The sequence below is a fragment of the Geodermatophilus poikilotrophus genome (genome assembly GCF_900111455.1).
Classification (GTDB): Bacteria; Actinomycetota; Actinomycetes; order Mycobacteriales; family Geodermatophilaceae; genus Geodermatophilus; species Geodermatophilus poikilotrophus.
The window spans coordinates 330,953-357,717 of record NZ_FOIE01000007.1; the positions used below are offsets into that span (position 1 = coordinate 330,953).

Genomic DNA, 26,765 nt, shown 5'->3' on the forward strand with positions numbered 1-26,765 from the left:
GGTCGGGTGTCGGTGCGCGCGGTCCGCGGGGACAGTGACGGGGGTCACCACTCCTCGACGACCTCCGGAGGTCGCGATGTCACGGTCCAGGTCGGTCCCCCAGCTCACCACCCGGGTCGGTGTCGCCGCCGCCGTCGCGCTGTCCGCCTCGGCGCTGTGGGCGGTGTCGTCGACGGCCTCGCAAGCCGCGGTGGGGGCGGACGCCCCGGACTGCTCCGCCGAGGACGCGGTGCTCACGGTGGAGGAGCAGCGCATCGGCCAGCCCCTGGTCGAGGGCGGTGAGTCGGCCGCGGCCCAGTTCCTCCGGGCCGCCGGCTTCGAGGAGACGGTGGCGCAGTTCGCCACGGACCTCTGCGCCGCACCGGACCTGGTCGCGGCCGAGGAGCTCGTCGTGCGCTCCGGCGAGGCGCTGTGGGAGCTGGCGCTGGCGCGGGCCCAGGGGGAGCGGGACATCGGCACGATCGACCGGTACGACGACCGGCCGCTCTACTGGGCCCGCCTGCACATGACGCGTGCGGTGCGGCAGTGGGAGGCGCCCGTCGAGCTGAGCGTCGTCCAGCGCAACGCCCTGGTGCAGCTGCTCGACCACGCGTCCCGGGGGCTCACCACCGTCGACTGGCCGGAGGCGCCGGCCGAGGCGAAGCGCGTGATGATCAGCGGCTTCGACACGTACGGCCTCGACCAGAGCCTGCGGAACTCGAACCCCTCGGGTGCCACGGCCCTGCAGCTGGACGGCCGGACGCTGGAGACGGACGCCGGCCCGGTCGTCGTCCAGTCGGTCGTGTTCCCGGTGAACTGGACCGACTTCGACGAGGGGATCGTCGAGGACGCGTTCGGCCAGGTCCTGGGCACCGGGGAGGACCGCGCCGACCTGATCATGACCATCAGCCAGACGAGGCGTGGGCGGATGGACGTCGAGCAGTGGGCCGCCAACGCCCGCGGGGGCTCGGCCGACAACAACCGCAACACGCTCTTCGGGCCCATCTCCCGGCCGTCGCACTGGCCGCAGCCGTTCGACTCCCCGGAGTGGATCGAGACGACGCTGCCCTACGAGGCGATGATCGCCGCCGGCACCGGCCCCTGGCCGGTCGTGCTGAACGACGGGATCTGCGAGTGGCCGGCAGGGACCTTCCCGGCCCCGTCGGCGGTGCGCTGCCAGGACGACCCGTCGGAGGGCTCCCGCGCGGCGTCCGGCCCGGGCGGCAACTACCTCTCCAACGAGAGCATGTACCGCTCCAACCGGCTGCGGATCGGCATGCAGGCGTGGGACGTCCCCGGCGGCCACCTGCACATCTCAGCGCTGGTGTACCCCGAGGACCCGGCGGTGCTGACGAGTCCCGAGTTCGAGGCCGACCGCAGGGCCGTCGTCGAACAGACCATCGCGCTCGTGGCAGCGGCCGGCGCCGCCGCTCCCTGAGCGGGCCGTGATGTGATCGTCGCGGCGCGACACCGCGGTCGCGCCGCGACGAGGAGGCTCCATGGCCGAGGTGCACGGCAGCTGCGACGACCGCTTCTCCGGCGTGCGGGAGGCGTTCGAGCGCGGTATGGAACGCGACGAGCTGGGGGCGTCGATCGCCGTCGACCTCGACGGGGAGACCGTCGTCGACCTGTGGGGCGGGTACCGCGACGAGGAGCGGACGACGCCGTGGACCGAGGACACCATCGTCAACGGCTGGTCGACGACGAAGACGGTCCTGGCGCTGGCCGCGCTGCTCCTGGTCGAGCGCGGCGAGCTGGACGTCCACGCGCCGGTCGCCGACTACTGGCCCGAGTTCGCGGCCAAGGGCAAGAAGGACGTCGAGGTGCGGCACCTGCTGTCGCACACGTCGGGCGTCTCCGGTTGGGAGCGCCCGTTCTCGATCCGGGACATGTACGACTGGCAGACCGCGACCGAGCGGCTGGCCGCGCAGGCGCCGTGGTGGGAGCCGGGGACGGCGTCGGGCTACCACGCGAACAACCAGGGGCACCTGGTCGGTGAGGTGATCCGGCGGATCACCGGGCACACCTTCCGGCAGTTCGTGGCCGACCAGATCGCCGGGCCGCTGGGCGCGGACCTCCAGATCGGCGCGCGGGAGTCCGACTGGGACCGCATCGCACCCGTCGTCCCGCCGCCGCGGCCGGAGGAGGACCCGCGGGAGCTGGACCCGGAGTCGGTGGCGGTCAGGACCTTCACCGCGCCGGTGGCCTCGGCGAAGGCGGCGAACACGCCGGAGTGGCGGCGGGCGGACCTGGGCGCGCTCAACGGGCACACGAACGCGCGCGGGCTGGTGCGCGCCATGCGCGTGCTGTCGCTGGGCGGCGCGGGCCTGCTGTCACCCGAGACGATCGACCTGGTCTTCGACCAGCAGTCCGACGGCGTGGACCTGGTGCTGGAGGCGCCGTTCCGCTTCGGGATCGGCTTCTGCCTCGGGTCGCCGCTCGTCCCGTACGTGCCCGAGGGGCGGACCTTCTTCTGGGGCGGCTGGGGTGGGTCGATGATCATCATGGACCTCGACCGCCGGCTGACGATCGGCTACCTGATGAACCGGATGGCGCCGGGCATCCTGGGCTCGGACCGCAGTGCGGCCTACACCCGGGCGGTGTACTCCGCGCTCGGCTGAGGTCTGGGGGAGGAGCGGCATGGACCTCGACGACGTGGTGCCGGACGCTGACCACGTCACCCGGCAGTCGCGGGTGATCGACGCGTCGCCGTCCGTGGTGTGGGAGGAGCTGCACCGGCTGAGGCTCTCGTCGCTGCCGGTCACCCTGTTGTTCAGCGCGGTGCGCGCGCTGCCCGTGCTGCTGGCGGGCCGGGGGCGCCGGCGCGGCGGGCTCGACCGGACCGTCCTGGACGTGGTGCCGATCCCGGAGCTGGCCTCCGACCCGCCCTCGCACGTGGTGTTCGGTGGCGTGCTGCAGCCCTGGAAGCTGACCGGCGGAAAGCGACCGCCGGTGCTGGACGCGGCCGGGGTCCGGGAGTGGTCAGAGCCCGGCTGGGTGAAGGTGGGCATGGAGTTCCGGCTGACGCGGACCCTCGGGGGCACCCGGCTGAGCTGCGAGACGCGGATCGTCGGCACCGATGCTGTCTCGCGGCGGCGCTTCGGGCTCTACTGGCTCGCCGTCCAGCCGGGCAGCTCGGCGATCCGGTGGGAGCTGCTCACCGCCGTCGCCATGCGCGCCGAGGCGCGGTCCGGGTAGGACTCGTGCATGCCCTGGACCGAGCGCGACATCCCCGACCCGACCGGCCGGGCCACGGACGCCTGGTTGGCGACGCTCGGCACCGACTCGGCGCAGGTCTCCCATGACGACGCTCTCGCCGCCCTGGACGCGGTCCGGGATGAGTCCGAGACACGTCCAGGCCGCCCCGCGGGGGAGAGGTGACGATGGCCTGGACCGAGCGCGACATCCCCGACCTGACCGGCCGGACGGCGGTGGTGACCGGCGCGAACGGTGGGCTGGGCCTGCAGACGGCGCTGGCGCTGGCGGGCGCGGGTGCGCACGTGGTTCTCGCCGCGCGTGATGGCGCCAAGACCGCGGCGGCGGAGGCGCGGATCCGGGTGGGCTCCCCGTCGGCGTCGCTGGAGGTGGTGCCGCTGGACCTCGGCGACCTGTCGTCCGTGGCGGCCACCGCGCGGTCGGTGCTGGATCGGCACGAGCGCGTCGACCTGCTGGTGAACAACGCCGGGGTCATGGCGATGCCGCGGCGGACGACGGTCGATGGGTTCGAGGAGCAGTTCGGCGTGAACCACCTGGGGCACTGGGCGCTGACCGCACACCTGCTGCCGGCGCTGCTGCGGGCGACGGCCGCGCGGGTGGTGACGGTGACGAGCACGGCGCGGCACCGGGCCGGTCGGCTGGACCCGACCGACGTCCACCTCGAGCGCGAGCGGGGCTACGGGGCGTGGTCGGCCTACGCGCGGTCGAAGATGGCCAACCTGCACTTCGGGCTGGGCTTGCAGCAGCGGTTCGCGGCCGTCGGCGTCCGGGCTGCGTCCTTGGTCGCGCACCCGGGGCTGACGAACACCGACCTGCAGGCGCGCGCGGTGCGGGAGGGCGGCGCCGGCCGGGTGGGGGCGTTCTTCGAGGTGATGACGGCGCGGTCGGGGATGTCGCCGTTCGAGGGTGCCCGGCCGCAGCTGCGGGCCGCGACCGATCCGCGGGCTCATGGCGGGGAGTTGTACGCGCCGCGGTACGGGTCGCACGGCCCGGCCGTGCGGCGGCCCATCCTGCGCCGATGGGGCCTGCAGGAGCAGATCGACGTCTTGTGGCAGGTCTCCGAGCGCGAGACCGGCATTCAGCTGAACGTCGCGTTGAGTCATCCTCTCCCCTGACAGGGGCTCCCTGCGCTCAACGTTGCACTTGAGCGTCTGTTTGACAGGGCTCGACTCCTAGCGGCGGCGATGGTCGGCATGGCGCCCGTGCTCGCAGGGGAGAAGGCCTGCGGCTGGGGGTCGGCAGGCGGCTCGGGCTGCCCGTCGCGTCGCGCTTTCCAGGTCGCGTTCCTTTGAAGCCGGTAGAAACGCGCTTTAGGACACGACCGTCCTCGACCAGCGGCTGACCATCAGGCACACGCAAGCAGGATGCGCTCGGTGCACCTTGCTCGCGGCAGCACGATGTGCACCGGGACCAGGAATGGGTGCACACATTGAGGAGTATCCTCTGGCCAGGCATTTCCACGCGTCCTACGCAGGAACGCTGCGCGTCCACGGGAGCATCGGGGGGTCGAAACAGAGTCGTGATTAAAGTGTGCCCTTGCGGCAAGTGGACGGCTGGACAGTCAGCTCGCCGGACAGCGCCATGCTCCCAGTTGGCCCCTTGTGCCCCAGTTGGGTTCGCGGGCTGGCCGCGACCTAAGAACTGTGCGGGCCAAGCAGTCCTGTTTGTTTCACGACACCCACACGACCTCATAGGGCCGTTTGGTCGACACGAACTCCAGGCAGTATTAACCGCGGGCTTGTGTCAAGTCTGTGGGGAGAATCTTGGTGAACGTTCATATGGGATACCGCAGTATGGACGCCAGGATGCCCAGAGCGGTTTCAATGGAGAGACGTTGATGCACGAGCGGTGCTTGCGCCTGGCACTAGCCTCGTGTCCTGGGCTTGACCGTTGGGCGCACCTGGATCAGATGACGGTATTGCGCGAGCCAATAGGTCAACGTCATACCCTTCGCGGCGGGTCGGGCGGCCTCATGGAGATCAATCCGTCCTCCGTTGCTTGGGAGATCGTTCACCTTCGCAGTGATTCTGCACCGGTCTGCGCGCATGAACTGGAAAAAGGTCGATATGTTTGAGGCGGTGATCCCGTAGGCCCGATCACTGGTTGCGACGGCTGCCGAGGCGGTAGCCGACCAGGACGCCAATCAAGGTGAGCAGGCTGCCGCCCGCCGCGCCGAGAGCGAGCGTGCGGAGGTCCGACGTTCCCGCGGGAACGCCGGCACGGCCGGTGAAGACCTGCGGCTGGGGAGCAGCGGGAGCCTCGACGTCCGTCGAGCTCACTGCGGCAGCCGAGGGCCGAGGCTCGACAGGAGCAGCCCCGGCACCGGCCAGCTCGGCGTCCACCGCGGTGAAGAACTGGGCGGCCAGCCGCTTGGCGACACCGGTGATCATTCGCTGGCCCACACCGGCCACCGGGCCGCCCACCACCGCGTCCGCCGAGTAGGTCAGGACGGTGCCATCGCCGTCCGGCGCCAGCTCGATGGTCACCGTCGCCCGCACCTGCCCCGGCGCCCCGGCCCCGGACGCGTGCATCACGTACGACTTGGGTCGCTCCTGGTCGGTCAGGTGCACCTCGCCGGCGTACGTCCCCTTCACCGCCCCGACGCCCACCGAGACGTCCATCCGGTACGAGTCCTCGCCGACCCGCTCCAGCGCCAGGCACCCCGGGATCGTCCGCGCCAACACGGCCGGGTCGGTCAGCGCGGCCCACACCGCCTCAGGGGAGCCGTGCAGCACCGCCGAGCCGTCGAGGTTCACGCACCCACTCCCGTCCTGCGGCCCGACGCCGCCGTCCGCTCGGCCGTCTCCGAACGCATCAGGTCGTACAGCTCGGTGGGGGAGATCGGCATGGAGGTGATCCGCCGTCCCACCGCGTCCTCGATGGCCGACGCCAGCGCCGCCGACCCCGGGATCACCCCGGCCTCGCCGGCGCCCTTGATGCCCAGCGGGTTCAGCGGCGAGGGCGTCTGCTGGTGGTCGATCACGATGTCCGGGACCTCCGACGCGTACGGCATGAGGAAGTCCATGAACGACGCGTTCTGCAGCTGCCCGTCGGCGTCGTAGGCCATCCGCTCGTACAGTGCCCCGCCCACGCCCTGCGCGACCCCGCCGTGCACCTGGCCCTCGACGATCATCGGGTTCACCACGTTGCCGCAGTCGTGCACCACCGCGTAGTTGACGACGTCGATCTCCCACGTCTGCGGGTCGATCTCCACGATCGCCGCGTGCGCGCCCGACGCGAACGTCGAGCGGATCGGGGAGTAGTAGTCGCGGTGCTCCAGCCCCGGCGCGTCCCCCGGCGTCACCGGCGGCTGGTCGTTCGAGGCCTGGACGGCGAACTGCGTCGCCTGCTTGGCCGCCTCGTCGAACGCGTACCGCAGCGGGTTGGACAGCACCGCGACCGTCCGCAGCGGGATCGAGGCCCCCGGTGTCCCCTTCACCTGCACGACGCCGTCGGCGATCTCCAGATCCCCCGGGTCGGCCTCCAGCACGTCGGCGGCGATCCGCAGCGCCTTGTCCCGCACCCCGCGCGCGGCCAGCGCGATCGCGTTGCCGCTCATCACCGCGGCCCGTGAGGCGAAGGTGCCGACCGCGTACGGGAAGCGGCGGGTGTCGCCGGTGGTCACCTCGACGTCCGCGATCGGCACCCCGAGCTCGGAGGAGACGATCTGCGCGAACGACGTCTCGTGCCCCTGGCCCTGCGTGGTCAGCCCGGTCGACACCAGCACCTTGCCGCTGCCCAGCACCTGCACGTGCCCGCCCTCGTACGGGCCGGGCCCGGTGCCCTCCACGTACAGCGCCATCCCGACGCCGAGCAGCTTGCCGCGCGCCTCGGCGTCGTCCCGCAGCGCGTCGATCCCGTCCCACCCGACCAGCGCCTTCAGCTTCTCGAGCAGCGCCGGGTAGTCGCCGGAGTCGTAGACGACCGGCCGGCCGTCCTGGAACGTGAGGTGGTGGTCGTACGGGAACTGCGAGGGCTGGATGAGGTTGCGCTCGCGGACGACGGCCCGGTCCAGGCCGAGCGCGTCGGCGATGCGGTCCATCGTCCGCTCCATCGCGAAGCAGCCTTGCGGCCGCCCGGCGCCGCGGTACGGCGTCACGATGACCGTGTTCGTGTAGACGCTCTCCACGACCACCCGGTACACGGGGATGACGTACGGGCCGACCAGCTGGGTCGCGGTGATGATCGGCACGATGATCCCGTAGGGCGTGTACGCGCCGTGGTCGTGCCAGACGTGGACGTCGAGCGCGGTGATCCGGCCGTCGTCGTCGAACCCGACGCTGACCTCTTGCCGCTGCTGCCGTTCGTGGGCGCTGGAGATGAAGTGCTCGCGGCGGTCCTCGGTCCACTTCACCTCGCGGCCCAGCGCGATCGCGGCCATCGGCACCAGCAGCTCCTCGGGCCACGGGTGCACGATCTTCACGCCGAAGCCGCCGCCGACGTCCGGGGCGACGACCTCCACCTGGTCGAGGGAGAGCTGGAGCTTGGCGGCGATGGCGGCCCGCACCGACGTCGAGGCCTGGGTGCTGGTGTGCACCCGCAGCGAGCGGTCGTCGGCGTCCCACCGCGCGTGCACGCCCTTGCCCTCCAGCGGCATGCCGGCGCTGCGCTCGACGTACTGGGTGAAGGAGAGCGTGTGCGGTGACACGGCCAGCGCCGGCTCGACGTCCCCGGTCTCCTGGTGGTGCCGCGCCGCGACGTTGTCCGGGATCTCCTCGTGGACGCACGCCCGCGCCTCGCGGGCTGCGTCCACCCCGACGACGGCGGGCAGCTCCTCGTAGGTGACGGCGATCCGCTCGGCGGCGTCCTCGGCGACGTACCGGTCGGTCGCCACCACCATCACGACCGGCTCGCCGACGTGGTTGACCTCGCCGTTGGCCAGCGGGTAGCCGGTGCGCGGCGCGGTCAGCTGGGGGTGGGGGATGAGCACGGGCAGCGGCTCGGCGAGCGGGCCGGTGAGGTCCTCGTAGGTGTAGATGGCGACCAGGCCCTCGACGTCGAGGGCGGCGTCCACGTCGACGTCGACGATGCGGGCGTGCGCGTGCGGGCTGCGCACGAAGGCGGCGGCGAGCGCGCCGGCGCCGATGTCGTCGAGGTAGCGACCCCGGCCGGTGATGAGCCGGGCGTCCTCGCGCCGGCGGACCGGCTCGCCGAACAGCTTGGTGGTCACGCGGCGCCGTCCCGCATCGTCGCGGCCGCGTGGCGCACGGCCTTCTTGATGTTCGCGTAGCCGGTGCACCGGCAGAGGTTGCCGCCGACCAGGTCGTCGACCTCCGCCTCGGTGATCTCCTCGGCCGCGTCCCGCGCCTCGAGCCCGGCGGCGATCGTCACCAGGAAGCCCGGCGTGCAGAAGCCGCACTGCAGGGCGTGGCACTCGCGGAACGCCTCCTGGACCGGGTGCAGCACCTGCCCGCCCTGGTGGTCCTCGCGGGCCAGCCCCTCGACGGTCGTGACGGAGGCCCCGTCCACCTGCACGGCCAGCACCAGGCAGGAGCGCACCGGCTCGCCGTCCACCAGCACCGTGCAGGCCCCGCACACGCCGTGCTCGCAGCCGACGTGCGTGCCGGTCAGCCCGAGGTCGTGCCGCAGCGCGTCGGAGAGCAGCCGCCGCGCCGGCACGGTGGCTTCACGTGGAACACCGTTCACGGTCAGCCGGACGGTCCGTTCGGTGTCGACGGAGACGGTCACTCGGATCCCCCTGCGGCTTCGACGGCGGCATCGGCCAGCGTCCGTTCGGTCAGCACGCCGACCAGCAGGCGGCGGTAGTCGGCGCTGGCGTGCAGGTCGCCGTCCGGCTCCACCAGCGTGCGGGCCAGCGCGCCGGCGGCGGCCCAGTCGGCCTTCTCCACCGGGGAACCGGCGACGGCGTCGGTGAGGTCGTGCACCTCGGGGGTCAGGCCCACCGAGACGTAGGAGGCCCGGACGGCGGCGACGCGGCGGTCCTCGTCGAGCGTGACGACGACGCCGGCGCCGCACACCGCGTAGTCGCCCTTCCGCCGGGCCACCTCGGCGAAGGTGGTGCCCGACCGCGGCGGCAGCGCCGGGAAGAAGGCCGAGGTGACGACGGCGGCGCCCGGCAGCGAGGTCTCGAGCGGGCCGACGAACAGGTCGCGCCAGCCGACGGTGCCCGTGCCGGACGACGAGGCCACCGTCACCGACCCGCCGGTCAGCGCCAGCACCGACGTCATCTCGCCGGCGGGGTCGGCGTGCGCGATCGAGCCGACCGTCGTCCCCCGGTTCCGGATCGCCGGGTGCGCCACGTTCGCCGTCGCCCGGGCCAGCAGCGGCTGGACCCGGGCGGCTCCCTGGTGCGCCAGGAGTCCCGCGTGCCGGACCAGCGCCCCCACCCGCACGCCGTCCCCGCCGACCTCGACGGTGTCGAGGCCGGGCACGCGGTTGAGGTCGACCAGCGTGGTCGGCGCCGCGAGCCGCATCGACAGCAGCGGCAGCAGCGACTGGCCACCGGCCAGCACCTTGGCGCCCTCCTCGGCGGCGAGGACCTCCAGGGCCTCGGGCACCGAGCGCGGGTCGGCGTACCGGAAGGGGGCGGGTTTCACCGGGGCAGCGTGCCCTCTCCGGGGTTGCGGCGGGGGACGCCCGGCCGGCCGACCTCGTCGACCGAGGACGGGTCCGGGCTCACCTCGTCGCCGTGCACGTGGCCGAAGGTCGTGCCCGCCACCGGGTGGGAGCCCTCACGCAGCAGCGCGGCCTTCATGTCCGCCGGAGCGAGCGCCCGGGCCACGTGCCAGGCCAGCACGGCGACGATCGAGCCCAGCGCGATGCCGGTGAGCTGGTACTGGTCGTTGAACGCGATGGTGACGTTGCCGATCCCGATGATGATCCCGGCGGCCAGCGGCACCAGGTTGATCGGGTTGGCGAAGTCGACCCGGTTCTCCTTCCAGATCTTGGCGCCGAGCAGGCCGATCATCCCGTAGAGCACGACGGTGATCCCACCGAGCACCCCGCCGGGGACGATGTTGATAAGCGCGCCGAACTTGGGGATCAGGCCCAGCAGGATCGCCACGATCGCCGCCACGTAGTAGGCCGCCGTCGAGTAGACGCGGGTCGCCGCCATCACGCCGATGTTCTCCGCGTAGGTGGTGGTGGGGGACCCGCCGACCGAGGTGGCGACGACGGTGGCGACACCGTCGGCCATCACCGCGCGGCCCATCACCGGGTCCAGGTCGCGCTTGGTCATCTCGGCGACCGCCTTGACGTGGCCGACGTTCTCCGCGACCAGGGCGATGACAGCGGGGATGACCAGCAGCGAGTAGTTCAGGGAGAAGCTCGGCGCGGTGAAGTCCGGGAGGCCGAACCAGTCGGCGGCGGCGACGGAGTCGAAGTTGATCCGGTCGCGGGTGGACACCGTGCCGGTGCCGTCGGGTGAGGTGATCTGCCCGGCGGTCACGTCGAGCAGGACCGACAGCAGGTAGCCGAAGACCAGGCCCAGCAGGATGGAGATGCGGGCGAGGAAGCCCCGCAGCGCCAGCGAGGCCACGATGACGAAGGCCATCGTCGCGAGCGCCACCCACTGGTCCTGCGGCCAGTACACGCCGGCGGCGACCGGGGCCAGGTTGAAGCCGATCAGCATGACCACCGCGCCGGTGACGGCGGGCGGCAGCACCTTGTTGATCGCGCCGAGGCCGGCGACGTGGATCAGCAGGCCGACGAGGGCGAGGACGACACCGGCGACCAGGAGGGCGCCGACGACGTCGCTGGAGTCGCCACCGTTGGCGCGGATCGCCGCCACGCCACCGACGAACGCCGCGCTGGTGCCCAGGTAGCTCGGCACCCGGTTCTTCACGATGAGCAGGAAGATGATCGTCGCGATCCCGCTCATCATGATCGCCAGGTTGGCGTCCAGTCCCATGATCAGCGGGAAGACGAAGGTCGCTCCGAACATGGCGACCACGTGCTGCCCGCCGATGCCGATCGTCCGCGGCCAGGACAGGCGTTCGTCGGGTGCCACCGCCTCGCCCAGCGGCGGGGTCTTCCCGTCCCCGTAGAGCTTCCAGCCGAACGCCATGACCGCCTCCTCGACCTGCCCCTGGGACCTGGCCGGCTCCCCCCGACGGACGTCGCCGGCTCCCAGGGAGGCGTCAATGTGACACGCCCGACTGACAGGGCGGAAGTACCTCAGTGCTAAATCGTCGTTGCAGGGATGTCTCACTGCTGAGGTAATCGACCGGTACGGTGCGCGGGGTGACAGCTACCGGCGTCCGGCACGTCTCCCTGCGCAGCGGCGTCTATGCCGACTCGGTCCGGTTGATGCAGGTCAGCCGGGACGTCGGCGCCCGCGAGGGGGTCACCGCGGTGCTCGTCGCGATGGCCACGCCGCTCAACCTGGAGCTCGCCGCGGGCATGGGTCTGGGGCCCGGGGACGGCGCCTCGCCCGACCAGCTGCTGATCGCGATCGAGGCTGCGGACGACGACGCGCTGGGTGCCGCGGTCGCCGCCGTCGACGCCGCGCTGGCCGCCCGCGAGCGCACCGCCGGCCCCGCGCAGGCCGTCCCGCTGCGCACCCTCGGCGCCGGCCTCGACGCGCTGCCCACCGACGGCCCCGCGCTGGCCATCGTGAGCGTCCCCGGGCAGTACGCCGTCGCCGAGGCCGCCGACGCGATCGCCGCCGGCCGCAGCGTGCTGGTCTTCTCCGACGGCGTCCCGGTCGAGCACGAGGTCGCGCTCAAGCAGGCCGCCCGCGACGCCGGGGTGCTGGTCATGGGCCCCGACTGCGGGACGGCGATCGTCTCCGGCCTGGCGCTCGGCTTCGCCAACGTCGTCCGCCGCGGCCCGGTCGGGCTGGTCGCGGCGTCCGGCACCGGCGCCCAGCAGGTGTCCTGCCTGCTCGACGTCGCCGGCGTCGGCGTCTCGCACGTGCTCGGCGTCGGCGGCCGCGACCTCTCCGAGGCGGTCGGCGGGCTGGCCACCATCGACGCGCTCGCGCTGCTGGACGCCGACCCGGCCACCGAGCGGGTGCTGCTGGTGTCGAAGCCGCCGGCGCCGTCGGTGGCCGCGGCGGTGGCCAAGGCCGCTGCGGAGCTGTCCGTGCCGGTGTCCTCGGCCGCGCTGTCGGCGGAGACCCCCGACCTCACCGCCGCGGTCGAGGCCCTGCTGCGGGACGCGGGGGTCGCGGTGCCGGAGTGGCCGTCACGTCCCGCCGCACTGCGGGCCGCCCCCGGCGCCGTCCTCAAGGGCCTCTTCGCCGGCGGGACGCTCGCCGACGAGGCGATGCTCATCGCCGCCCCCGTGCTCGGCGACGTGCGGTCCAACACCCCGCTGCGCGCCGAGCTCGACCTCGGGACGGACCTGTCCGCCCGCGGCCACGTCGTCGTCGACTTCGGGGACGACGCGCTCACCGTCGGCCGGGCGCACCCGATGATCGACCCCACGCTGCGGCTGGAGGCGCTGGCCCGGATCGCGGCGTCCGGCGAGCCCGCGGTCGTGCTGGTGGACGTCGTCCTCGGCCACGGCGCCGACCCCGACCCGGCCGCGACCCTGGCCCCCGCGCTGCGGGCGGCCGGGCTGCCCGCCGTCGTCGCCCTCATCGGCACCGAGGCCGACCCGCAGGGCTGGTCCCGCCAGGCCGACGCCCTCGCCGCGGCCGGCGCCGCCGTCTTCGCCTCCAACGCGCAGGCCACCCGGCACGCGCTCGACCTGCTGGGAGCCGCGCGATGAGGGACCTGCTCTCCGGGACGCCGACGGTCGTCGCCGCGGGCGTCGACGTCTTCTCCGACGCGCTGCGCGCCCAGGGCGCCGACGTGCACGACGTCGACTGGCGCCCGCCCGGCCTCGGCGACCCCGCCGACCTCGCTGCCCTCGCCCTCGACCGGCGCCGGGCCGCGGCCAACCGCACCGCCGTCGAGCGGGTGATGGCCGCGGGGTCCCGGCTGGTCGACGTCCGGCCGGCGAGGGACGTGCTCGGCCTGACCGACCGCACGCTGCTGCACGCCGGCCCGCCGATCGGCTGGGACGACGCGAGCGGCCCGCTGCGCGGCGCCCTGGTCGGCGCCTGCCTGTTCGAGGGGTGGGCCTCGACCGTCGAGGAGGCCGAGCGGCTGCTGGCCTCGGGCGGGGTCGCGCTCGACCCGTGCCACCACCGCTCGTGTGTCGGGCCGATGGCCGGGGTGACCTCGCCGTCGATGTGGACGTGGTGCCTGGAGGACCCGGTCACCGGCGGCCAGGCGTACTGCAACCTCAACGAGGGCCTGGGCAAGGTGCTGCGGATGGGCGCCTACGCCGACGAGGTGCTCACCCGGCTGCGGTGGATGCGCGACGTCCTCGGGCCGGTGCTGCAGGCGGCGGTGCGCTCGATGGCCGACCCGCTCGACGTCAAGGCCGTGCTCGCGCAGATGCTGCAGATGGGCGACGAGGGGCACAACCGCAACCGCGCCGGCTCGCTGATGACCCTGCGCGAGCTGTCCCCGGCGGTCGTCGAGGTGGACGCGCCGTCGTCCGACGTCGCTGCGGTGCTGCGCTTCATCGGCGGCAACGAGCACTTCTTCCTCAACCTCGGCATGCCGACGGCGAAGCTCGCTCTCGACGCGGCGCGGGACGTGCCGGGCTCGACGATGGTGACTGTGATGTCCCGCAACGGGACCGAGTTCGGTATCCGGACCGCCGGCACCGGCGACCGCTGGTTCACCGGCCCGGCGAACACCCCGGTCGGCCTGTTCCTCGGCGACTACGGCCCGGAGGACGCGAACCCCGACATCGGCGACTCCGCGATCATGGAGACCTACGGCGTCGGCGGGTTCACCATGGCCGCGGCACCGGCGATCGTCCGGTTCGTCGGCGGCACCGTGCCCGACGCGCTGGCCACCACCGAGCGGATGTACCAGCTGACCCTGGCCGAGAACCCGGCGATGCAGGTGCCGATCCTCGGCTTCCGCGGCTCACCGACCGGCATCGACGTCCTGGCCGTGGCGCGCACCGGGTGGCTGCCGCAGATCAACACCGGGATGGCGGGGCGGGTGGCCGGCACGGGGCAGGTCGGCGCCGGGCTGGTGCAGCCGCCGCGTGAGTGCTTCGAGCAGGCGCTGGCCGCCCTCACCGCGGAGGCCCGCGCCGCCGCCTGAACCGTCGAGTGCGACGGACTCGTGGTGATCGGCCGCTGATGGCCACGAGATCGTCGATCTCGCCCGGGTCCCGGGCTCCAGACGTGCGAGATCGCCGATCTCGGCGGCGGGAGCGGGCAGGGCGCCTCAGCGGGCGCAGGTCAGCAGCGTGCGGACCGCGCCCGCCAGCTCACCGGTCGAGGTGAGCGGTGCGGGGAACGGCACGCGCAGGTCGTAGCAGCCGGTGCGGGGCTCGACGCGGAAGAGCACGCCGTGGCGGTCGAGGCCCAGCAGGTGCACCGGGTCGTCGCCGGCCCACGCCTGCACCCGGGCGCGCAGCTCGGCCAGCGGGCCGGCGTGCTCGCTCACCAGGTCGGCCTCGGCGGCGCCCAGCGGGTCGGGCCGGGCTGCGGCGTAGTCCTCCGGCGTGACCTCGGTGCAGCCGCCGCCCTCGTGCAGCAGCACCTCGGCGACGTCGAGGCGCAGCAGCGTCGCGGTGAGCCCCACGTCGAGCAGGACGTCGTCCGGGCGGACGGCGGCGAAGGCCAGCACCAGGTCGGCCTCGTCCTCGGCGGGCACCGGCGTCAGCCACCCGGCGAGCTCCAGCTGCGCTCGCAGCGGGTTGCGCAGCGGCTGCACCGAGCGGGAGGTCACCGTCACCTTCGCCGGCAGGTCGCCCTCCGGGGCCTCGCGGACCGCCGCCGCCAGCCCTCCGCTCCGGGGGACGACGACCAGCACCCGCCCGTCGTCCAGCGTGGCCGCGGCCAGCAGCCGGCTGGTGCCGAGGCCCAGGGCCTGCACCGAGGCCACGGGCCGGGTGGCGACCGTGCGGGCCCGCTGAGCGGCGTCCGCGGTGCGGTCCTGGTGGGCGGGGGAGGACGTCCGGCGTCCGATGGTCATGGGTGCCCCTCGGGGTCGACGTCCCTGGAATAAGGTGAGCCTAACCAAACACTGGAGGTCCCGTGAACACCCCTCGTCCCAAGGTCCGGATCAGCCGCGCCCTCGGCATCCCGCTCACGCCCAAGGCCGTCGAGTACTTCGAGCGCCGCCCGTACCCGCCCGGCGAGCACGGCCGCAAGCGCCGCAAGGACAGCGACTACTCCACCCGGCTGCGGGAGAAGCAGCGGCTGCGGGCCCAGTACGACATCAGCGAGACGCAGCTGCGCGCCGCGTTCGACCGGGCCCGGCGCACCGGCGGCAAGACCGGCGAGGCGCTGATCCAGGACCTCGAGTCCCGCCTCGACGCCACGGTGCTGCGGGCCGGCTTCGCTCGCACCATCTACCAGGCCCGCCAGTTCGTCACCCACCAGCACGTGCTGGTCAACGGCAAGCGGGTCGACCGGCCCTCCTACCGGCTCAGGCCCGGCGACTTCGTCCAGATCGCCGAGAAGTCGCAGACCTTGGAGCCGTTCGTCGTCGCCGCTTCCGGTGCGCACGCCACCCCGCCGGCCTACCTCGAGGTGCGCCTGGCCGACCTGGTGGCCCGTGTCGAGCGCGTGCCCGGCCGCGACGAGGTGCCGGTGGTCTGCGAGGAGCAGCTGGTCGTGGAGCACTACTCCCGCTGATCCCCGCGAGATCTGCACACTCGTGACCACCACGGCCCTGGTCGGCGCCACTGTGCAGATCTCGCGCCGGGCGGGTAGCCGCCGGGACGTGCACCCCCGCGACGTCGTCCGGCGCAGCAAGCGGCTGTCCTACGTGCTCCGTCACGCTCCCGGCAGCGTCGGGCTGACCCTCGACGCCGCCGGCTGGACGGACGTCGACGCCCTGCTCGCCGCCCTCGGCTGGACGCGGGCCGAGCTGGAGCGGGTGGTCGCCACCAACGACAAGCGCCGGTTCGCCCTCGACGAGAGCGGCACCCGGATCCGCGCCAGCCAGGGCCACAGCGTCGCCGTCGACCTCGGCTACGCCGCGCTGACCCCGCCCCCGGTCCTCTTCCACGGGACGGCGGAGCGGAACCTGCCGGCCATCGAGGCCGAGGGGCTGCGGCCCGGACGCCGGCACGCGGTGCACCTGAGCCCCGACGAGGTCACCGCGCGCCGGGTCGGAGCGCGCCACGGCCGGCCGGTCGTCCTCCGCGTCGACGCCGGGGGCGTGGCGCGTGACGGCGCCGTCTTCACCCGGTCGGCGAACGGCGTGTGGCTGGTCGACGCCGTCCCACCCCGGTACCTCCGGGCGCTGGGGCGGCAGGTCGCAGCCTGGCCATGAGTGCGACCTGGGCGCCAGCGGGGGTGTCTGAGGCCCTCTCGGGTAGCTGACCGGGCCCGTCCGGACCTGCCGCACTCAACGCTGGCAGCGCTCGTCAGCAGGTCGATGTCCCATGGGGCCGAGGCGGCCTGGGGTCCCGCTACGCCGACGCACCGATCACTCGCTCGCAGCGGCGCATCAACTCGATCCAGCCTCGCTTGTGCAGAGCCGTCCGGTTGGTTGCGCGGCTCGGCCTGGCTCATCCGATCCGCTCGTCCCTCGTGGGAGCAGCTCACACCGAACACCGTGCGTGTGGACTATGGGCGCCGTTGGACGGTCTCCCGCGTCCCTTTGAGGGCGTTCGCCGCGAGGACGATCTGGCCCCGAGGGTCGACGAAAGGTGACGAGGTGAGGAATGTGATCATCAACGTCCTGCCGTCGGGGGCGCGGTCGTCGATGCGTGCGCGCACCGTGCCGGCGTACAACTGCCCACGTCCGGTGCGGCCGCGGATCGTGGCCTCGATGACACCGTCCTTCTCGTTCCGCCATGTCAGGTCGTAGTCGCCACGGGCGTACGTGGCGGGGTCGATGGCGGCAGCGGCTGCTGCGAGCTCCTTGACCAGCCTGCTGTCGTCCGTCGCTGTCGTCGCCCCCCGGGACGGCACGTCATCCACACCGGCCGCTCCCCCCGCGGCGCCCGACCGGGTGCGGAGGTCCTCGATGGCGCGCTTGAGCTGGGCGAGCACCCGATCGAACGACGTCCCCGCGACAGGTCCGAGCGCAGCGATGACGGCGTCCACCTGTTCGTTCGAGAGGTCCGAGGGAACCTCCGAGACGAAGCGCCTGGCATCCCCGGCTGTGACGCCAGGCCCACTGCCCGCGCCGACGATCGCCTCCCACAGCCTCCGGACTGGAGCGTTCGCCTTGGCGATCTCCGCTCGGATCTCCGGGCTCGCGGCGCGATCGGCCGGACGGCCCTCGGCCGGCACTCCGTCGGTCGGCGCCGACTTCGGAGCGCCGGGCACAGCGGCCCTGCCGCCGCCATCCGTCCCCCGGCCCGCACCGTGACGCTGATCGGCCAAGATCCTGCGCACGGTGTCCACAGTCTGCTGTCCCCGCGGCAGTCTTCCCTGGGCGGTTCCTGTCACGGCCAGCAGGAGCTCGAGATCCGCCGTGCTGAACTGGTCCTTGTTCGCAGCGATGACAGCCAGGAGTTCCCGGTTGAGCTCCTCCTGAGCGGCGGAGGGGTCGCCGCCCTTCCTCATGGCCTCCTCGATCCTCGCCTTCAGGGCCGGATCGGACTCGATCATCTGCTGGACCTCGGGCGGTACTGGCGTGCCACTCGCTGCCACGGCCTGGAAGAGCTGGACGAGAGGCTCCTCGGTGCCGGGCCCGAGCTGGGCCGTCGCCCTGCCGGAACCGAGCAGGACCACGGCCGCGACTAGACTCGCCGCGGCATAGACTGGCACCTTCTTCCCGGCGCCTTTCGCGACGGTGCCGGTGCCTTTCGCGATCACCCCCAGGGCGGCGAGCATGGCCGCCAGCGCGGCCTCCTTGGTGGCGTCGCGCATCACCGCGTAGACCAGGACCCCAGCGGTGTTGACGACGCTGATGTACAGATCCCCACCGATGGCGTAGCACGGCCCAGGTGGGATCCAGGTGCCCGGTGCGAACATGAGCCCGCCGCACTCCGCTGGACCCGTCAGCTTGTTGGCGAGCGCGATCTCCGCGGCGAGCTTGCCGATGCGAAACGATGCTCCGGACGCCGTGGTGATCTCGTACATCGTTGCGTTGCGGAAGTCCCAGATGTCGGGTTCCCCCTGGTACATCCCGCTCTTGGCCGTGAAGTTCCCCCGCAGGCACCTGAGGGCGTCCTGCTCGGCGGGGCTTCCACCGCGCAGGTAGACCCAGTCCAGGTTGAAGCCCAGTGAGACGCCCCGGCGGCTGGCAGGGTGCGTCGCCTCGTAGGTCTCCTGGACGCAGATCTCGGCCTGTTTCCAGACGGGGTTCAGCGCGGTGACCGGCACCGCGACCGGCGGGCATGCCGTCGGGGGGCACGCGCGCTGTACCACGGCTGCTGCGGGTGGCGCCTGTTCGAGGCCGATCGTCTGCTGCAGGACGTGGGTCAACTCGTGAGCCAGCAGCATCCGTCCGTCTGCGGTACCGGGGCGATACTCGCCGGCGGCAAATGCGATGTCGGTTCCGACGGTGAGGGCACGCGCGTGCAACCGCTCCGCCAGGGTGGCGGCCGCCGAGTCCGTGTGTACCCGCACGGCCGACAGGTCCTGTCCGAAGCGCGCCTCCAACTCCTCCCGTTCGCCCCGAGGAAGCGGATGGCCGCTGCCCATCCCGGATGGGGCTGAGCTCGGCAGACCGGGAGCTGCTGCGTCCCGCGCCATCTGCACTGCGAGGGGTGCGCCAGGTGAGCGTGTCCCGTGCATGACCGGCGTGCCGGTGCCCGCGAGGATCGACCGCGCCGTCCGTTCCGCCTCCCGCTCCAGCGGGTCGTCCTGGCGGCTGACGCGCAGACCCGAGAGAACGGGAGGAGGCCCCCCCGCCGCGAGTCCGCCGCGGCCCGACCCCGACCGCCCCGAGGAGGCGTCGCGAGCCAGGCGATGGGGGGCGTCCTCCTGGGCGCCGCCGCAGTGGGGATCGGTGTCCGCCCGGCGCTGGACGAACGAATCCGCGGCGTGAGCGCTCGTCCCGCGGAGACCATGGCCACCGGCTGTCGCCCAGAGCGGTCGGATGCCACTGGGGGCGTCCTGGTCACCGTGGATCGGAACACGGCTGAAGTCGTGACCGGATCGAGGATCGGCTGACAGCGCCGCAGCCGGGTCGATCTCGTCCCCCGGTCGTCCCGGTACCGCCGTCAGAGTCGTCGTACCGTCCGCCTCACACCGTCTCGTGGCGACCAGGGACTGGGTGGCGGACGGTGGACCGAGTGTGCGGTCCTGCCCCCTGCTGAGGACAGGGTGCGGTGTGGCCTCCCGATACGGAGAGGCTCGACGGGTCTCCGATGAGAATCGGCCGACCGGCGATCTACCCATGCGGCCACTTCCACAGCTGAACGGCACGCGACAAACGGAGGTGCTGGATGCGCCGGGGTAGCTTATCGCCCTCGATGGGGTTGCAGTATCGACGAACTGGTCGAAGCCGTCTCAGGCCTCCCTGGATTCGTGCCGGCCTTGAGGGCGCTGTCCCCGGCCGGGGACTTCGAGGGCGCGGTGCCTGCGGCGCGCGGGCTCAGCTTCGGGGGTTGCTCGACGTCCACCACGCCAGCCGCACGGTGGCCTTCCCGTCGACTGGGGTCGCGTCCGCGGCCACGGCGCTTGTCGCCGCCTCGGCGAGCAGCGCGATGACCGTCATCGCGTCCCGGCTGGGTGCCGGTTGAGGGACCGCTCGCCTCCGTGTCCTTCCCGGGAGCTCGATCCCGCGGCCACCTCAGGAGCAGCGCTCGGAGCGGGTCACGCGCGGACGATCGCGGCCACCGGCCCACCGCCCGACGGGCCCTGGTGCACCGCCGCCACCGACACGAAGACCGCCGGGTCGCCCGTCACCGACGCGGCCACCCCGCCCACGGTCGCCTTGATCTGCCGGTGCCAGAAGACGTCGGAGTCGTCGAGCATCGCGTTGCGCCGGCCGCGGACGTAGCCGGTCGGGTCGGCCTCGCACTTGAGGAAGACGTTGACCAGCCGGTCGCCGAGGTCGCTGGGGTGCGGCCGCTCGGGCAGGTCCAGGCCGGCGTCGCGGATCGCGTTCCAGATACCGTCCTGGTCCAGGGCGTCGCGCATCACCGAGTGGCCGATCCGGTAGGCGCCCCCGTGCCCGCGCGCGTTGCCGACGACGACGATCTGCGCCCGGTCCAGCTCCACGCCCGACGAGCAGGAGGCGACCGCGCTGAACAGCGACAGGTCGCGCATGACCTGCGACTGCTCCGGCATCTCGATCTCGCCGAGCGCCACCGCGATGCCCAGCGCCGTCGTCCCGTTGGACAGGTCCATCGAGCCGTGCGGCTCGTCGTAGTAGGTGTCCTCGCCTCGCGCCTTGGCGTCGCGGATGGTCTCGATGGTCAGCAGCGGCGTCTTGGTCTGCACGTAGTGGACGTCGGCCGGGTCGGTGATGCCCGCCTCCGCCATCGCCCGGCGCACGCCGGCGGCGACCTTCTCCACCATGGCGATGCGGCCGATGTCCTCGGGCAGCAGGACGTCGCTCATCGCGTAGCCGACGGTCAGTCGCGGTTCGTCCGTCTTCTCCACCCGCTCCTCGGGCAGCGTCGCGAAGACCGTGGCGTGCGGGCTGATGACGCCGTCCGTGCCGCCCGACCACACGATCGGGATCTCCCCGACCTCCTCCTTGGACCGGGTGCCCTTCTCGAGCAGGACCTCGCGGAAGGCCCGGTCGGCGATGATCCGGGTGTAGTCGTTGACCCCGCCGTTGCCCTCCGTCTTGCCGATGACGGCGACGACCCGGTCGGCCTCCATGACGCCGTCGTCGATGAGCTTCGCCAGCTCGGACGCGTCGCTGACGTTGTGCAGCGGGACCTTGCGGACCTCGATGGGTGCGGGCACGGAGCTTCCTCTCAGCTGGCGATCAGGACGGTGCCGGCGTCGTCACCACTGACGGCGTCGGCGATGTGCTCGAGGGACGTGATGACGGCGCGCGCGCCGCCCCCCTCCACGAAGCGCAGCGCAGCCTCGACCTTGGGGCCCATCGAGCCGCGGCCGAACTCGCCGGCCGCGGCGTGCTCGCGCAGCTCGCGGGGGGTGACCCGGCCCAGCGGCCGGGCGCCGGGCCCGCCGTACCCGACCAGCACCTGCGGGACGTCGGTCGCGACCACGAGCGCGCCGGCGTCCAGCTCGCGGGCCAGCAACGCGGCGGTGAGGTCCTTGTCGACGACGGCCTCGACGCCGTGCAGCGCTCCACCGGTGCCGTCGTCCACCACCGGGACGCCGCCCCCGCCGGCGCAGACGACGACGAACCCCGCCGCGAGCAGCGCCTCGACGGCCGGCACGTCGAGCACCCTGCGCGGTTCGGGCGAGGCGACGACCCGCCGCCAGCCGCGCTCGCCGCGGTCCTCCCAAACCTGCCCGTGCGCCATGGAGCGCTCGGCCCGCTCGCGCGGCAGGTAGCGGCCGACCGGCTTCGAGGGTTCGCGGAAGTGCGGGTCGTCGGCGTCGACGAGTGTGCGGGTGACCAGGACGGCGGTGCGCTGCGGCAGCCCGCGGGCCGACAGGGCCGCGTCGAGCTCGTCGGCCAGCGTGAAGCCGATGGTCGCCTGGGTCTGGGCGACGCACCAGTCCAGCGGCACGGGCGGCACCTCGTGCGCGGCCAGCTCGTTCTTGACCAGCAGGTTGCCCACCTGCGGCCCGTTGCCGTGGGTCAGCACCACCTGGACGCCGGTGGCCACGACCGCCGCGACGTGCCGGCAGGCCGCCGCGATCGCGTCGCGCTGCGCGCGGGGTGTCGCCGAGCCGTCCGGGCCGGTCATCGCGTTGCCCCCGAGGGCGATGACGACGCGGCCGGGGGTCACCCCGGCGACCCTAGTCCGGGATGTCTCAGCGCTGAAGTACCTCAGCGCCGCCAGAAGTCGAAGGCGTCCCGTCCGGGCCGGAAGCCGGCGGCCTCGACGACGTCCACCGCGAGGTCGAAGTGCTGGCCGACGCCGGCCGGCTGGTGGGCGTCGCTGCCGAAGCTGATCGCCTCGCCGCCCTCCTCGTGGAACCAGCGCACCTGGTCGACCGAGGCCAGCGGGCTCGTCGTGTTGACCTCGAGCGCCCGCCCGGTGCCGGCCAGCGCCCGGAACACCGCCCGGTACTCCTCCTCGTAGTCCTTCTCCGCGTACCGGTCGCTGCCGCCGGGCCAGTAGCGCCGCGGGAAGTCGACGTGGGCGAGCACCTGGAAGACGTCGCTGTCCTCCACCATGTCGACGACCTCGGCCAGGTAGCGGCGCATCGTGCTGTCCGGGTCGGGGTAGAGCAGCCGACCCACGCCGTAGAGCCGGCCGTCCTGGCTCAGCGAGTGCAGCGAGCCGAGCACCCGGTCGACGGGGGAGTCGCGGAGGTGGGCGGCGACGCTGGCGGCGAACAGGTGCGGCTCGCCGGTCTCCACGCCCGACCAGATCCGCAGCTCGGGGAAGCGCTCCCGGCACTCCTCCAGGTCCGCGAAGTAGCCCTCGACGTCGATGGGCAGGTGCCGGGAGGCGTGCCGGTCGACCAGCCCGTCGGCGGTCGCGCGGTCCTCCGGCGTCCAGGTCGTGAAGTCGAGGTGCTCGGTGAAGGCGATGGCGGGCAGGCCCCGGGCCACCGCCCGCTCGCACGCGCGCACCATCGTGGAGGAGTCGGCGGTGTCCCAGGACCACCTGGTGTGCACGTGGTTGTCCGGTGGTCGCATCGTGTGTGGATTGTCCTCCCTCGTCCCCAGGATCCGCGCGGCGGCCGGTCCCGTCGCCCGCGCTGCCTACTGTCGGACGCCATGAGCACCGCCGCACCCACGACCGACCTGGCCCTCGAGGCCCTCGGGGTCCTCCGCGAGCTGACCGGCCGGCCCGACGCCGAGTTCCGCGAGGGTCAGGACGCCGCCGTCGCCGCGCTGGTCGAGCGTTCCGAGCGGGCGCTGGTCGTGCAGCGCACCGGGTGGGGCAAGTCGGCGGTCTACTTCGTCTCGACCGCGTTGCTGCGCCGCCGCGGCGCCGGGCCGACCCTGCTGGTGAGCCCGCTGCTCGCGCTGATGCGCGACCAGGTCGCCGCCGCCGCGCGCGCCGGCATCCGCGCCGTCGAGATCTCCAGCGCCAACGCCACCGAGTGGGACGACGTCGCCGCCGCGCTGGCCGCCGACGACGTCGACGTCCTGCTGGTCTCCCCGGAGCGGCTGACCAACCCGCGCTTCCGCGAGGAGCAGCTGCCGGGCCTGGTCGCCCGCTGCGGCCTGCTCGTCGTCGACGAGGCCCACTGCGTCTCCGACTGGGGGCACGACTTCCGCCCCGACTACCGCCGCATCCGTGACCTCCTCGGCACGCTCCCGGCCGGGACGCCCGTGCTCGCGACCACCGCCACCGCCAACGAGCGGGTCGTCGCCGACGTGGCCGAGCAGCTCGGCGCCGGTGGTGTGGGCGTGACGACGGTGCGGGGTCCGCTGGCCCGTGACTCGCTGCGCCTCGGCGTCCTCCGGCTGCCCACCGACCGGGCCCGGCTGGCCTGGCTGGCCGCCCACCTCGGGGACCTGCCGGGCAGCGGCATCGTCTACACGCTCACGGTGGCGGCGGCCGAGGAGACCGCCGCGCTGCTGCGCGACGCGGGCCACGAGGTGCGCGCCTACACCGGCCGGCTCGACGACGCCGACCGCAAGGACGCCGAGGAGGCGCTGCGGGAGAACCGGGTCAAGGCGCTGGTGGCCACCTCCGCGCTCGGCATGGGCTTCGACAAGCCCGACCTCGGGTTCGTCGTCCACCTCGGGGCACCGTCGTCGCCGGTCAGCTACTACCAGCAGGTCGGCCGCGCGGGCCGCGCCGTCGAGCACGCCGACGTGCTGCTGCTGCCCGGCCCTGAGGACCTCGCGATCTGGCAGTGGTTCGCCACCTCCTCCATGCCGCGGGAGGACCACGCCGCCGCGGTGCTCTCGGCGATGGCCGACGGGAAGGCCTGGTCGGTGGCGCGGCTGGAGACGGTGGCCGACGTCCGCCGCTCCCGGCTGGAGCTGCTGCTCAAGGTGCTCGCCGTCGACGGCGCGGTGGAACGGGTGCAGGGCGGGTGGCGGTCCACCGGCCGCCCGTGGGTGTACGACGCCGACCGGTACGCCCGGGTGACGCGCACCCGCGAGGCCGAGCAGCGGGCGATGATCGCCTACGCGAAGCCGGTCGACGAGGCGCGGTGCCGGATGGCCTTCCTGCAGGAGGCCCTCGACGACCCGAGCGCCGCACCCTGCGGCCGCTGCGACGTCTGCGCAGGCCCCTGGTACTCCTCCGACGTCCCGGAGGGCGCGGCCCGGGCCGCCTCGGCCGCGCTCGACCGCCCCGGCGTGGAGCTCGCTCCGCGCGCCCAGTGGCCGACCGGCGCCGACCGCCTCGGCGTCGAGGTCAAGGGCAAGATCGCACCGGGCGAGCAGCTCGACCCGGGCCGCGCCGTCGCCCGGCTGACCGACCTCGGCTGGGGTCAACGGCTGCGCACCCTGCTGGGGGACGACGGCGTCGGCGGCGTGGTCGACCTCGAGGCCCCGGGGCTGGAGGAGGACCCGGACGCCGCCTTCGACGTGCCCGTGCGGCGGACGCCGTCGGACGTACCGCCGGACGACGAGCTGCTGCGTGCGTGTGCGCGGGTGCTCGGGGCCTGGGACTGGGCCGAACGACCGGCCGCCGTGGTCGCCGTCCCCTCCCGCCGCCGGCCGCGGCTGGTGACCGGGCTGGCGCAGGGTCTGGCCGGTCTGGGCCGGCTGCCCTACCTCGGCGAGTTGTCCCTGGCGCAGGGCGGTCCGACCGGCCAGCCCGGCGGGAACAGCGCCTTCCGCCTCGCCGGCGTGTGGCAGCGCATCGTCGTCGGCCCGGACCTGCGGGAGCGACTGGCCCAGCTGGGTCCGGTGCCGGTGCTGCTGGTCGACGACCTCGCCGACTCGCGCTGGACCATGACCGTCGCCGGTCGTGAGCTGCGGCTGGCCGGCGTCTCCCGTGTCCTGCCCTTCGCGCTGGCCCTCACCGCCTGAAGAAGGACCCCGTCCTGCCTACCCTCCGCAGGCTCAGGGCGGGACCCGGGACGGGGCCACACCTCGGGAGAGCCGCCGGCGCCGTTCGCGCTCGTACACACGTTCGATCTGTCGTAGCCTCCGCCCATGTCGCTCCTGCACCAGCCGTCGATGTGGGACCTCGCCGAGGAGGCCACGCTCGAACCGCTCCTGCTCACCCGGCACCACCTCGGCCGCGGCGCCTGGGTCGACCACCTGCCCGGCTGGGTCCAGGGGTCCGACGAGGTCCTCGAGGTGCTGCTCGGGGACATCGGCTGGCGGGCGGACCGGCGGCAGATGTACGAGCGCGAGGTCGCCGTCCCCCGCCTGCTGCGGTGGTACGGCGGAGAGGAGCGGCTGCCGCACCCGCTGCTGACCCAGGCCCGGGAGATGCTCACCAGGCACTACCGTCCGGAGCTCGGCGAGCCCTTCGTCAGCGCAGGCATGTGCCTCTACCGCGACGGGCGGGACAGCGTCGCCTGGCACGGTGACCGGCTCGGTCGTGGCCGCAGCGCCGACACGATGGTGGCGATCGTGTCCTTCGGGTCGCCGCGGCCGCTGCTGCTGCGCCCGGTCGGGGGCGGGGAGAGCCTGCGCTTTCCTCTGGGCCACGGCGACCTCGTCGTCATGGGCGGGTCCTGCCAGCGCACGTGGGAGCACTGCATCCCGAAGACGGCCAGGCCCGTGGGCCCCCGGGTCAGCGTGCAGTTCCGTCCCCGTGGCGTCGCCTGACCTTCTCGCGCCGCTGCGACGGAGGCCGCGGTCGTAGCCGGGAGCGCCGACGAGGGGGCTGCGTCGTGCGCTCCCGTCGGGACATCGCGGCGCCAGCGGCCGGCCACCCGGCCGCGGCTCCATGACGCGGAGCGCGGATGCGGCGGGGGAGCCGGCGAGGGTGTCCGCCGCCCTGGCAGCTGGGACGCCGGCGCGCCCCGCCACCTCGCCCCTCGCGTGTCGCAGGACGTGCACGGTGCGGGAAGGGAGACGGCGCGGACGACGTTCCACCACACGTCCTGGCCGAGCGGCGTCCCAGTCGCTCCCGAGGACGTCGCCGGCCCTGGCGACAGGGACGGCGCGGGGAGGACGACCCCCTCTCCGGACCCCCGTGCAAGGGGCCTCGAGAGTGGTGTACCGTTCTTCCTGCACCGAGCGAGAACGGACCGGGCCGCCAGCCTGGTCAACCGCCGGACAAGCCCCCGAGGTTTGACTGCTGCGGAGCGCGGTGTACAATCGAGATACCGCCTCGAACGAAGGCCGAAAGGCTGGAGTACGAGCGCGTCCGCTCCTTGAGAACTCAACAGCGTGCCGAAAGTTAGTGCCAAGTAACAACCCCTTTGTGGGTTTCTTTGGGTTGATGGATATCGAGAGTGCTAGCTCTTGGTTCTCGGCCTGGTTCAAGCATCTACGGAGAGTTTGATCCTGGCTCAGGACGAACGCTGGCGGCGTGCTTAACACATGCAAGTCGAACGGTGAACCTGCTTCGGTGGGGGATCAGTGGCGAACGGGTGAGTAACACGTGGGCAACCTGCCCCCGGCTCTGGGATAACTCCAAGAAATTGGGGCTAATACCGGATGTGACCGCTGACCGCATGGTCTGGTGGTGGAAAGGGTTTCCGGCTGGGG

At 73.2% G+C, this 26,765-nt stretch carries 21 protein-coding genes and 1 rRNA gene; 11 read left to right on the forward strand and 11 right to left on the reverse strand.

Annotation, left to right across the window (positions count from 1 at the left end; genetic code table 11):
• The first annotated feature begins 76 nt into the window (after positions 1-76).
• The 4 genes from BMW27_RS17455 to BMW27_RS17470 all read left to right on the forward strand — a co-directional run bounded on the left by BMW27_RS17455 (position 77) and on the right by BMW27_RS17470 (position 4,310).
• Positions 77-1,417, forward strand: coding sequence for a hypothetical protein (locus BMW27_RS17455; RefSeq protein WP_091446296.1), 1,341 nt, complete (start codon positions 77-79; stop codon positions 1,415-1,417).
• 61 nt (positions 1,418-1,478) lie between these two features.
• Positions 1,479-2,600 (forward strand): serine hydrolase domain-containing protein, encoded by a 1,122-nt coding sequence (locus BMW27_RS17460; RefSeq protein WP_091446297.1) that lies wholly within the window; start codon positions 1,479-1,481, stop codon positions 2,598-2,600.
• Between the two features lie 19 nt (positions 2,601-2,619).
• Positions 2,620-3,177: a hypothetical protein gene (locus BMW27_RS17465; protein WP_091446299.1), complete on the forward strand. Its 558-nt coding sequence runs from the start codon at positions 2,620-2,622 to the stop codon at positions 3,175-3,177.
• A 185-nt stretch (positions 3,178-3,362) separates the two neighbouring features.
• On the forward strand, positions 3,363-4,310 hold the full coding sequence (locus BMW27_RS17470; protein WP_091446301.1) for an oxidoreductase: 948 nt from the start codon (positions 3,363-3,365) through the stop codon (positions 4,308-4,310).
• 981 nt (positions 4,311-5,291) lie between these two features.
• On the opposite strand, the gene BMW27_RS17475 is transcribed toward BMW27_RS17470, so the two are convergent.
• Genes BMW27_RS17475 through BMW27_RS17495 form a run of 5 tightly spaced genes read right to left on the reverse strand, consistent with a single transcriptional unit; the run spans position 5,292 to position 11,221 of the window.
• A complete protein-coding gene (locus tag BMW27_RS17475) occupies positions 5,292-5,951 on the reverse strand; it encodes an SRPBCC family protein (protein WP_091446303.1) in 660 nt (219 codons plus the stop codon).
• Positions 5,948-8,365 (reverse strand): aerobic carbon-monoxide dehydrogenase large subunit, encoded by a 2,418-nt coding sequence (gene cutA, locus BMW27_RS17480; RefSeq protein WP_091446306.1) that lies wholly within the window; start codon positions 8,363-8,365, stop codon positions 5,948-5,950. The genes BMW27_RS17475 and cutA overlap by 4 nt, the downstream gene beginning before the upstream one ends.
• Positions 8,362-8,883, reverse strand: a complete 522-nt coding sequence (locus tag BMW27_RS17485; RefSeq protein WP_091446309.1) for a (2Fe-2S)-binding protein — start codon at positions 8,881-8,883, stop codon at positions 8,362-8,364. Before BMW27_RS17485 ends, cutA begins: the two co-directional genes overlap by 4 nt.
• Positions 8,880-9,752 (reverse strand): FAD binding domain-containing protein, encoded by an 873-nt coding sequence (locus BMW27_RS17490; protein ID WP_091446312.1) that lies wholly within the window; start codon positions 9,750-9,752, stop codon positions 8,880-8,882. Before BMW27_RS17490 ends, BMW27_RS17485 begins: the two co-directional genes overlap by 4 nt.
• Entirely contained in the window at positions 9,749-11,221 is a 1,473-nt protein-coding gene (locus BMW27_RS17495; protein WP_091446314.1) for a uracil-xanthine permease family protein, read from the reverse strand. Before BMW27_RS17495 ends, BMW27_RS17490 begins: the two co-directional genes overlap by 4 nt.
• 176 nt (positions 11,222-11,397) lie before the next feature.
• Between BMW27_RS17495 and BMW27_RS17500 the strand changes: the two genes are divergently transcribed.
• Together BMW27_RS17500 and BMW27_RS17505 are read left to right on the forward strand one after the other, a co-directional pair.
• Positions 11,398-12,870, forward strand: a complete 1,473-nt coding sequence (locus BMW27_RS17500) for an AllF/FdrA family protein (RefSeq protein ID WP_091446316.1) — start codon at positions 11,398-11,400, stop codon at positions 12,868-12,870.
• On the forward strand, positions 12,867-14,270 hold the full coding sequence (locus tag BMW27_RS17505) for a YlbE family protein (RefSeq protein WP_091446317.1): 1,404 nt from the start codon (positions 12,867-12,869) through the stop codon (positions 14,268-14,270). The genes BMW27_RS17500 and BMW27_RS17505 overlap by 4 nt, the downstream gene beginning before the upstream one ends.
• A gap of 126 nt (positions 14,271-14,396) precedes the next feature.
• On the opposite strand, the gene BMW27_RS17510 is transcribed toward BMW27_RS17505, so the two are convergent.
• The gene (locus tag BMW27_RS17510; protein ID WP_091446319.1) at positions 14,397-15,149 is read right to left on the reverse strand and encodes a hypothetical protein; all 753 of its coding nucleotides are present in this window, start codon (positions 15,147-15,149) and stop codon (positions 14,397-14,399) included.
• A 62-nt stretch (positions 15,150-15,211) separates the two neighbouring features.
• Here BMW27_RS17510 and rpsD point away from each other — a divergent pair, with 62 nt between their 5' ends.
• Together rpsD and BMW27_RS17520 are read left to right on the forward strand one after the other, a co-directional pair.
• Complete coding sequence (rpsD, locus tag BMW27_RS17515) at positions 15,212-15,814, forward strand: 30S ribosomal protein S4 (RefSeq protein WP_091446321.1); 603 nt, start codon at positions 15,212-15,214, stop codon at positions 15,812-15,814.
• Positions 15,815-15,836: 22 nt separating this feature from the next.
• Entirely contained in the window at positions 15,837-16,457 is a 621-nt protein-coding gene (locus BMW27_RS17520; protein WP_245743674.1) for an RNA 2'-phosphotransferase, read from the forward strand.
• Between the two features lie 296 nt (positions 16,458-16,753).
• On the opposite strand, the gene BMW27_RS23755 is transcribed toward BMW27_RS17520, so the two are convergent.
• The 5 genes from BMW27_RS23755 to BMW27_RS17545 all read right to left on the reverse strand — a co-directional run bounded on the left by BMW27_RS23755 (position 16,754) and on the right by BMW27_RS17545 (position 22,826).
• Positions 16,754-19,483, reverse strand: coding sequence for an eCIS core domain-containing protein (locus BMW27_RS23755; RefSeq protein WP_342707467.1), 2,730 nt, complete (start codon positions 19,481-19,483; stop codon positions 16,754-16,756).
• 196 nt (positions 19,484-19,679) lie between these two features.
• A complete protein-coding gene (locus BMW27_RS24410) occupies positions 19,680-19,802 on the reverse strand; it encodes a hypothetical protein (protein WP_281244773.1) in 123 nt (40 codons plus the stop codon).
• A gap of 98 nt (positions 19,803-19,900) precedes the next feature.
• Entirely contained in the window at positions 19,901-21,004 is a 1,104-nt protein-coding gene (bar, locus tag BMW27_RS17535) for a barbiturase (protein WP_091446326.1), read from the reverse strand.
• 11 nt (positions 21,005-21,015) lie between these two features.
• Positions 21,016-21,966 (reverse strand): carbamate kinase, encoded by a 951-nt coding sequence (locus tag BMW27_RS17540; protein ID WP_091446328.1) that lies wholly within the window; start codon positions 21,964-21,966, stop codon positions 21,016-21,018.
• 41 nt (positions 21,967-22,007) lie between these two features.
• A complete protein-coding gene (locus tag BMW27_RS17545; protein WP_091446329.1) occupies positions 22,008-22,826 on the reverse strand; it encodes a PHP domain-containing protein in 819 nt (272 codons plus the stop codon).
• 81 nt (positions 22,827-22,907) lie between these two features.
• Here BMW27_RS17545 and BMW27_RS17550 point away from each other — a divergent pair, with 81 nt between their 5' ends.
• The 3 genes from BMW27_RS17550 to BMW27_RS17560 form a co-directional block, all read left to right on the forward strand.
• Complete coding sequence (locus BMW27_RS17550; protein ID WP_091446331.1) at positions 22,908-25,127, forward strand: RecQ family ATP-dependent DNA helicase; 2,220 nt, start codon at positions 22,908-22,910, stop codon at positions 25,125-25,127.
• Positions 25,128-25,253: 126 nt separating this feature from the next.
• On the forward strand, positions 25,254-25,877 hold the full coding sequence (locus tag BMW27_RS17555) for an alpha-ketoglutarate-dependent dioxygenase AlkB (RefSeq protein WP_091446333.1): 624 nt from the start codon (positions 25,254-25,256) through the stop codon (positions 25,875-25,877).
• 666 nt (positions 25,878-26,543) lie between these two features.
• Positions 26,544-26,765: ribosomal RNA gene (locus BMW27_RS17560) — 16S ribosomal RNA — on the forward strand; the annotation flags it as partial.

Excerpts from the sequence above, each read along its gene's own strand:
- BMW27_RS17455 (WP_091446296.1), top strand. The coding sequence starts at position 77 with ATGTCACGGTCCAGGTCGGTCCCCCAGCTCACCACCCGGGTCGGTGTC.
- BMW27_RS17460 (WP_091446297.1), top strand. The coding sequence starts at position 1,479 with ATGGCCGAGGTGCACGGCAGCTGCGACGACCGCTTCTCCGGCGTGCGG.
- BMW27_RS17465 (WP_091446299.1), top strand. The coding sequence starts at position 2,620 with ATGGACCTCGACGACGTGGTGCCGGACGCTGACCACGTCACCCGGCAG.
- BMW27_RS17470 (WP_091446301.1), top strand. The coding sequence starts at position 3,363 with ATGGCCTGGACCGAGCGCGACATCCCCGACCTGACCGGCCGGACGGCG.
- BMW27_RS17495 (WP_091446314.1), bottom strand. The coding sequence starts at position 11,221 with ATGGCGTTCGGCTGGAAGCTCTACGGGGACGGGAAGACCCCGCCGCTG.
- BMW27_RS17505 (WP_091446317.1), top strand. The coding sequence starts at position 12,867 with ATGAGGGACCTGCTCTCCGGGACGCCGACGGTCGTCGCCGCGGGCGTC.
- BMW27_RS17510 (WP_091446319.1), bottom strand. The coding sequence starts at position 15,149 with ATGACCATCGGACGCCGGACGTCCTCCCCCGCCCACCAGGACCGCACC.
- BMW27_RS23755 (WP_342707467.1), bottom strand. The coding sequence starts at position 19,483 with ATGGGTAGATCGCCGGTCGGCCGATTCTCATCGGAGACCCGTCGAGCC.
- BMW27_RS24410 (WP_281244773.1), bottom strand. The coding sequence starts at position 19,802 with ATGACGGTCATCGCGCTGCTCGCCGAGGCGGCGACAAGCGCCGTGGCC.
- BMW27_RS17545 (WP_091446329.1), bottom strand. The coding sequence starts at position 22,826 with ATGCGACCACCGGACAACCACGTGCACACCAGGTGGTCCTGGGACACC.
- BMW27_RS17550 (WP_091446331.1), top strand. The coding sequence starts at position 22,908 with ATGAGCACCGCCGCACCCACGACCGACCTGGCCCTCGAGGCCCTCGGG.
- BMW27_RS17555 (WP_091446333.1), top strand. The coding sequence starts at position 25,254 with ATGTCGCTCCTGCACCAGCCGTCGATGTGGGACCTCGCCGAGGAGGCC.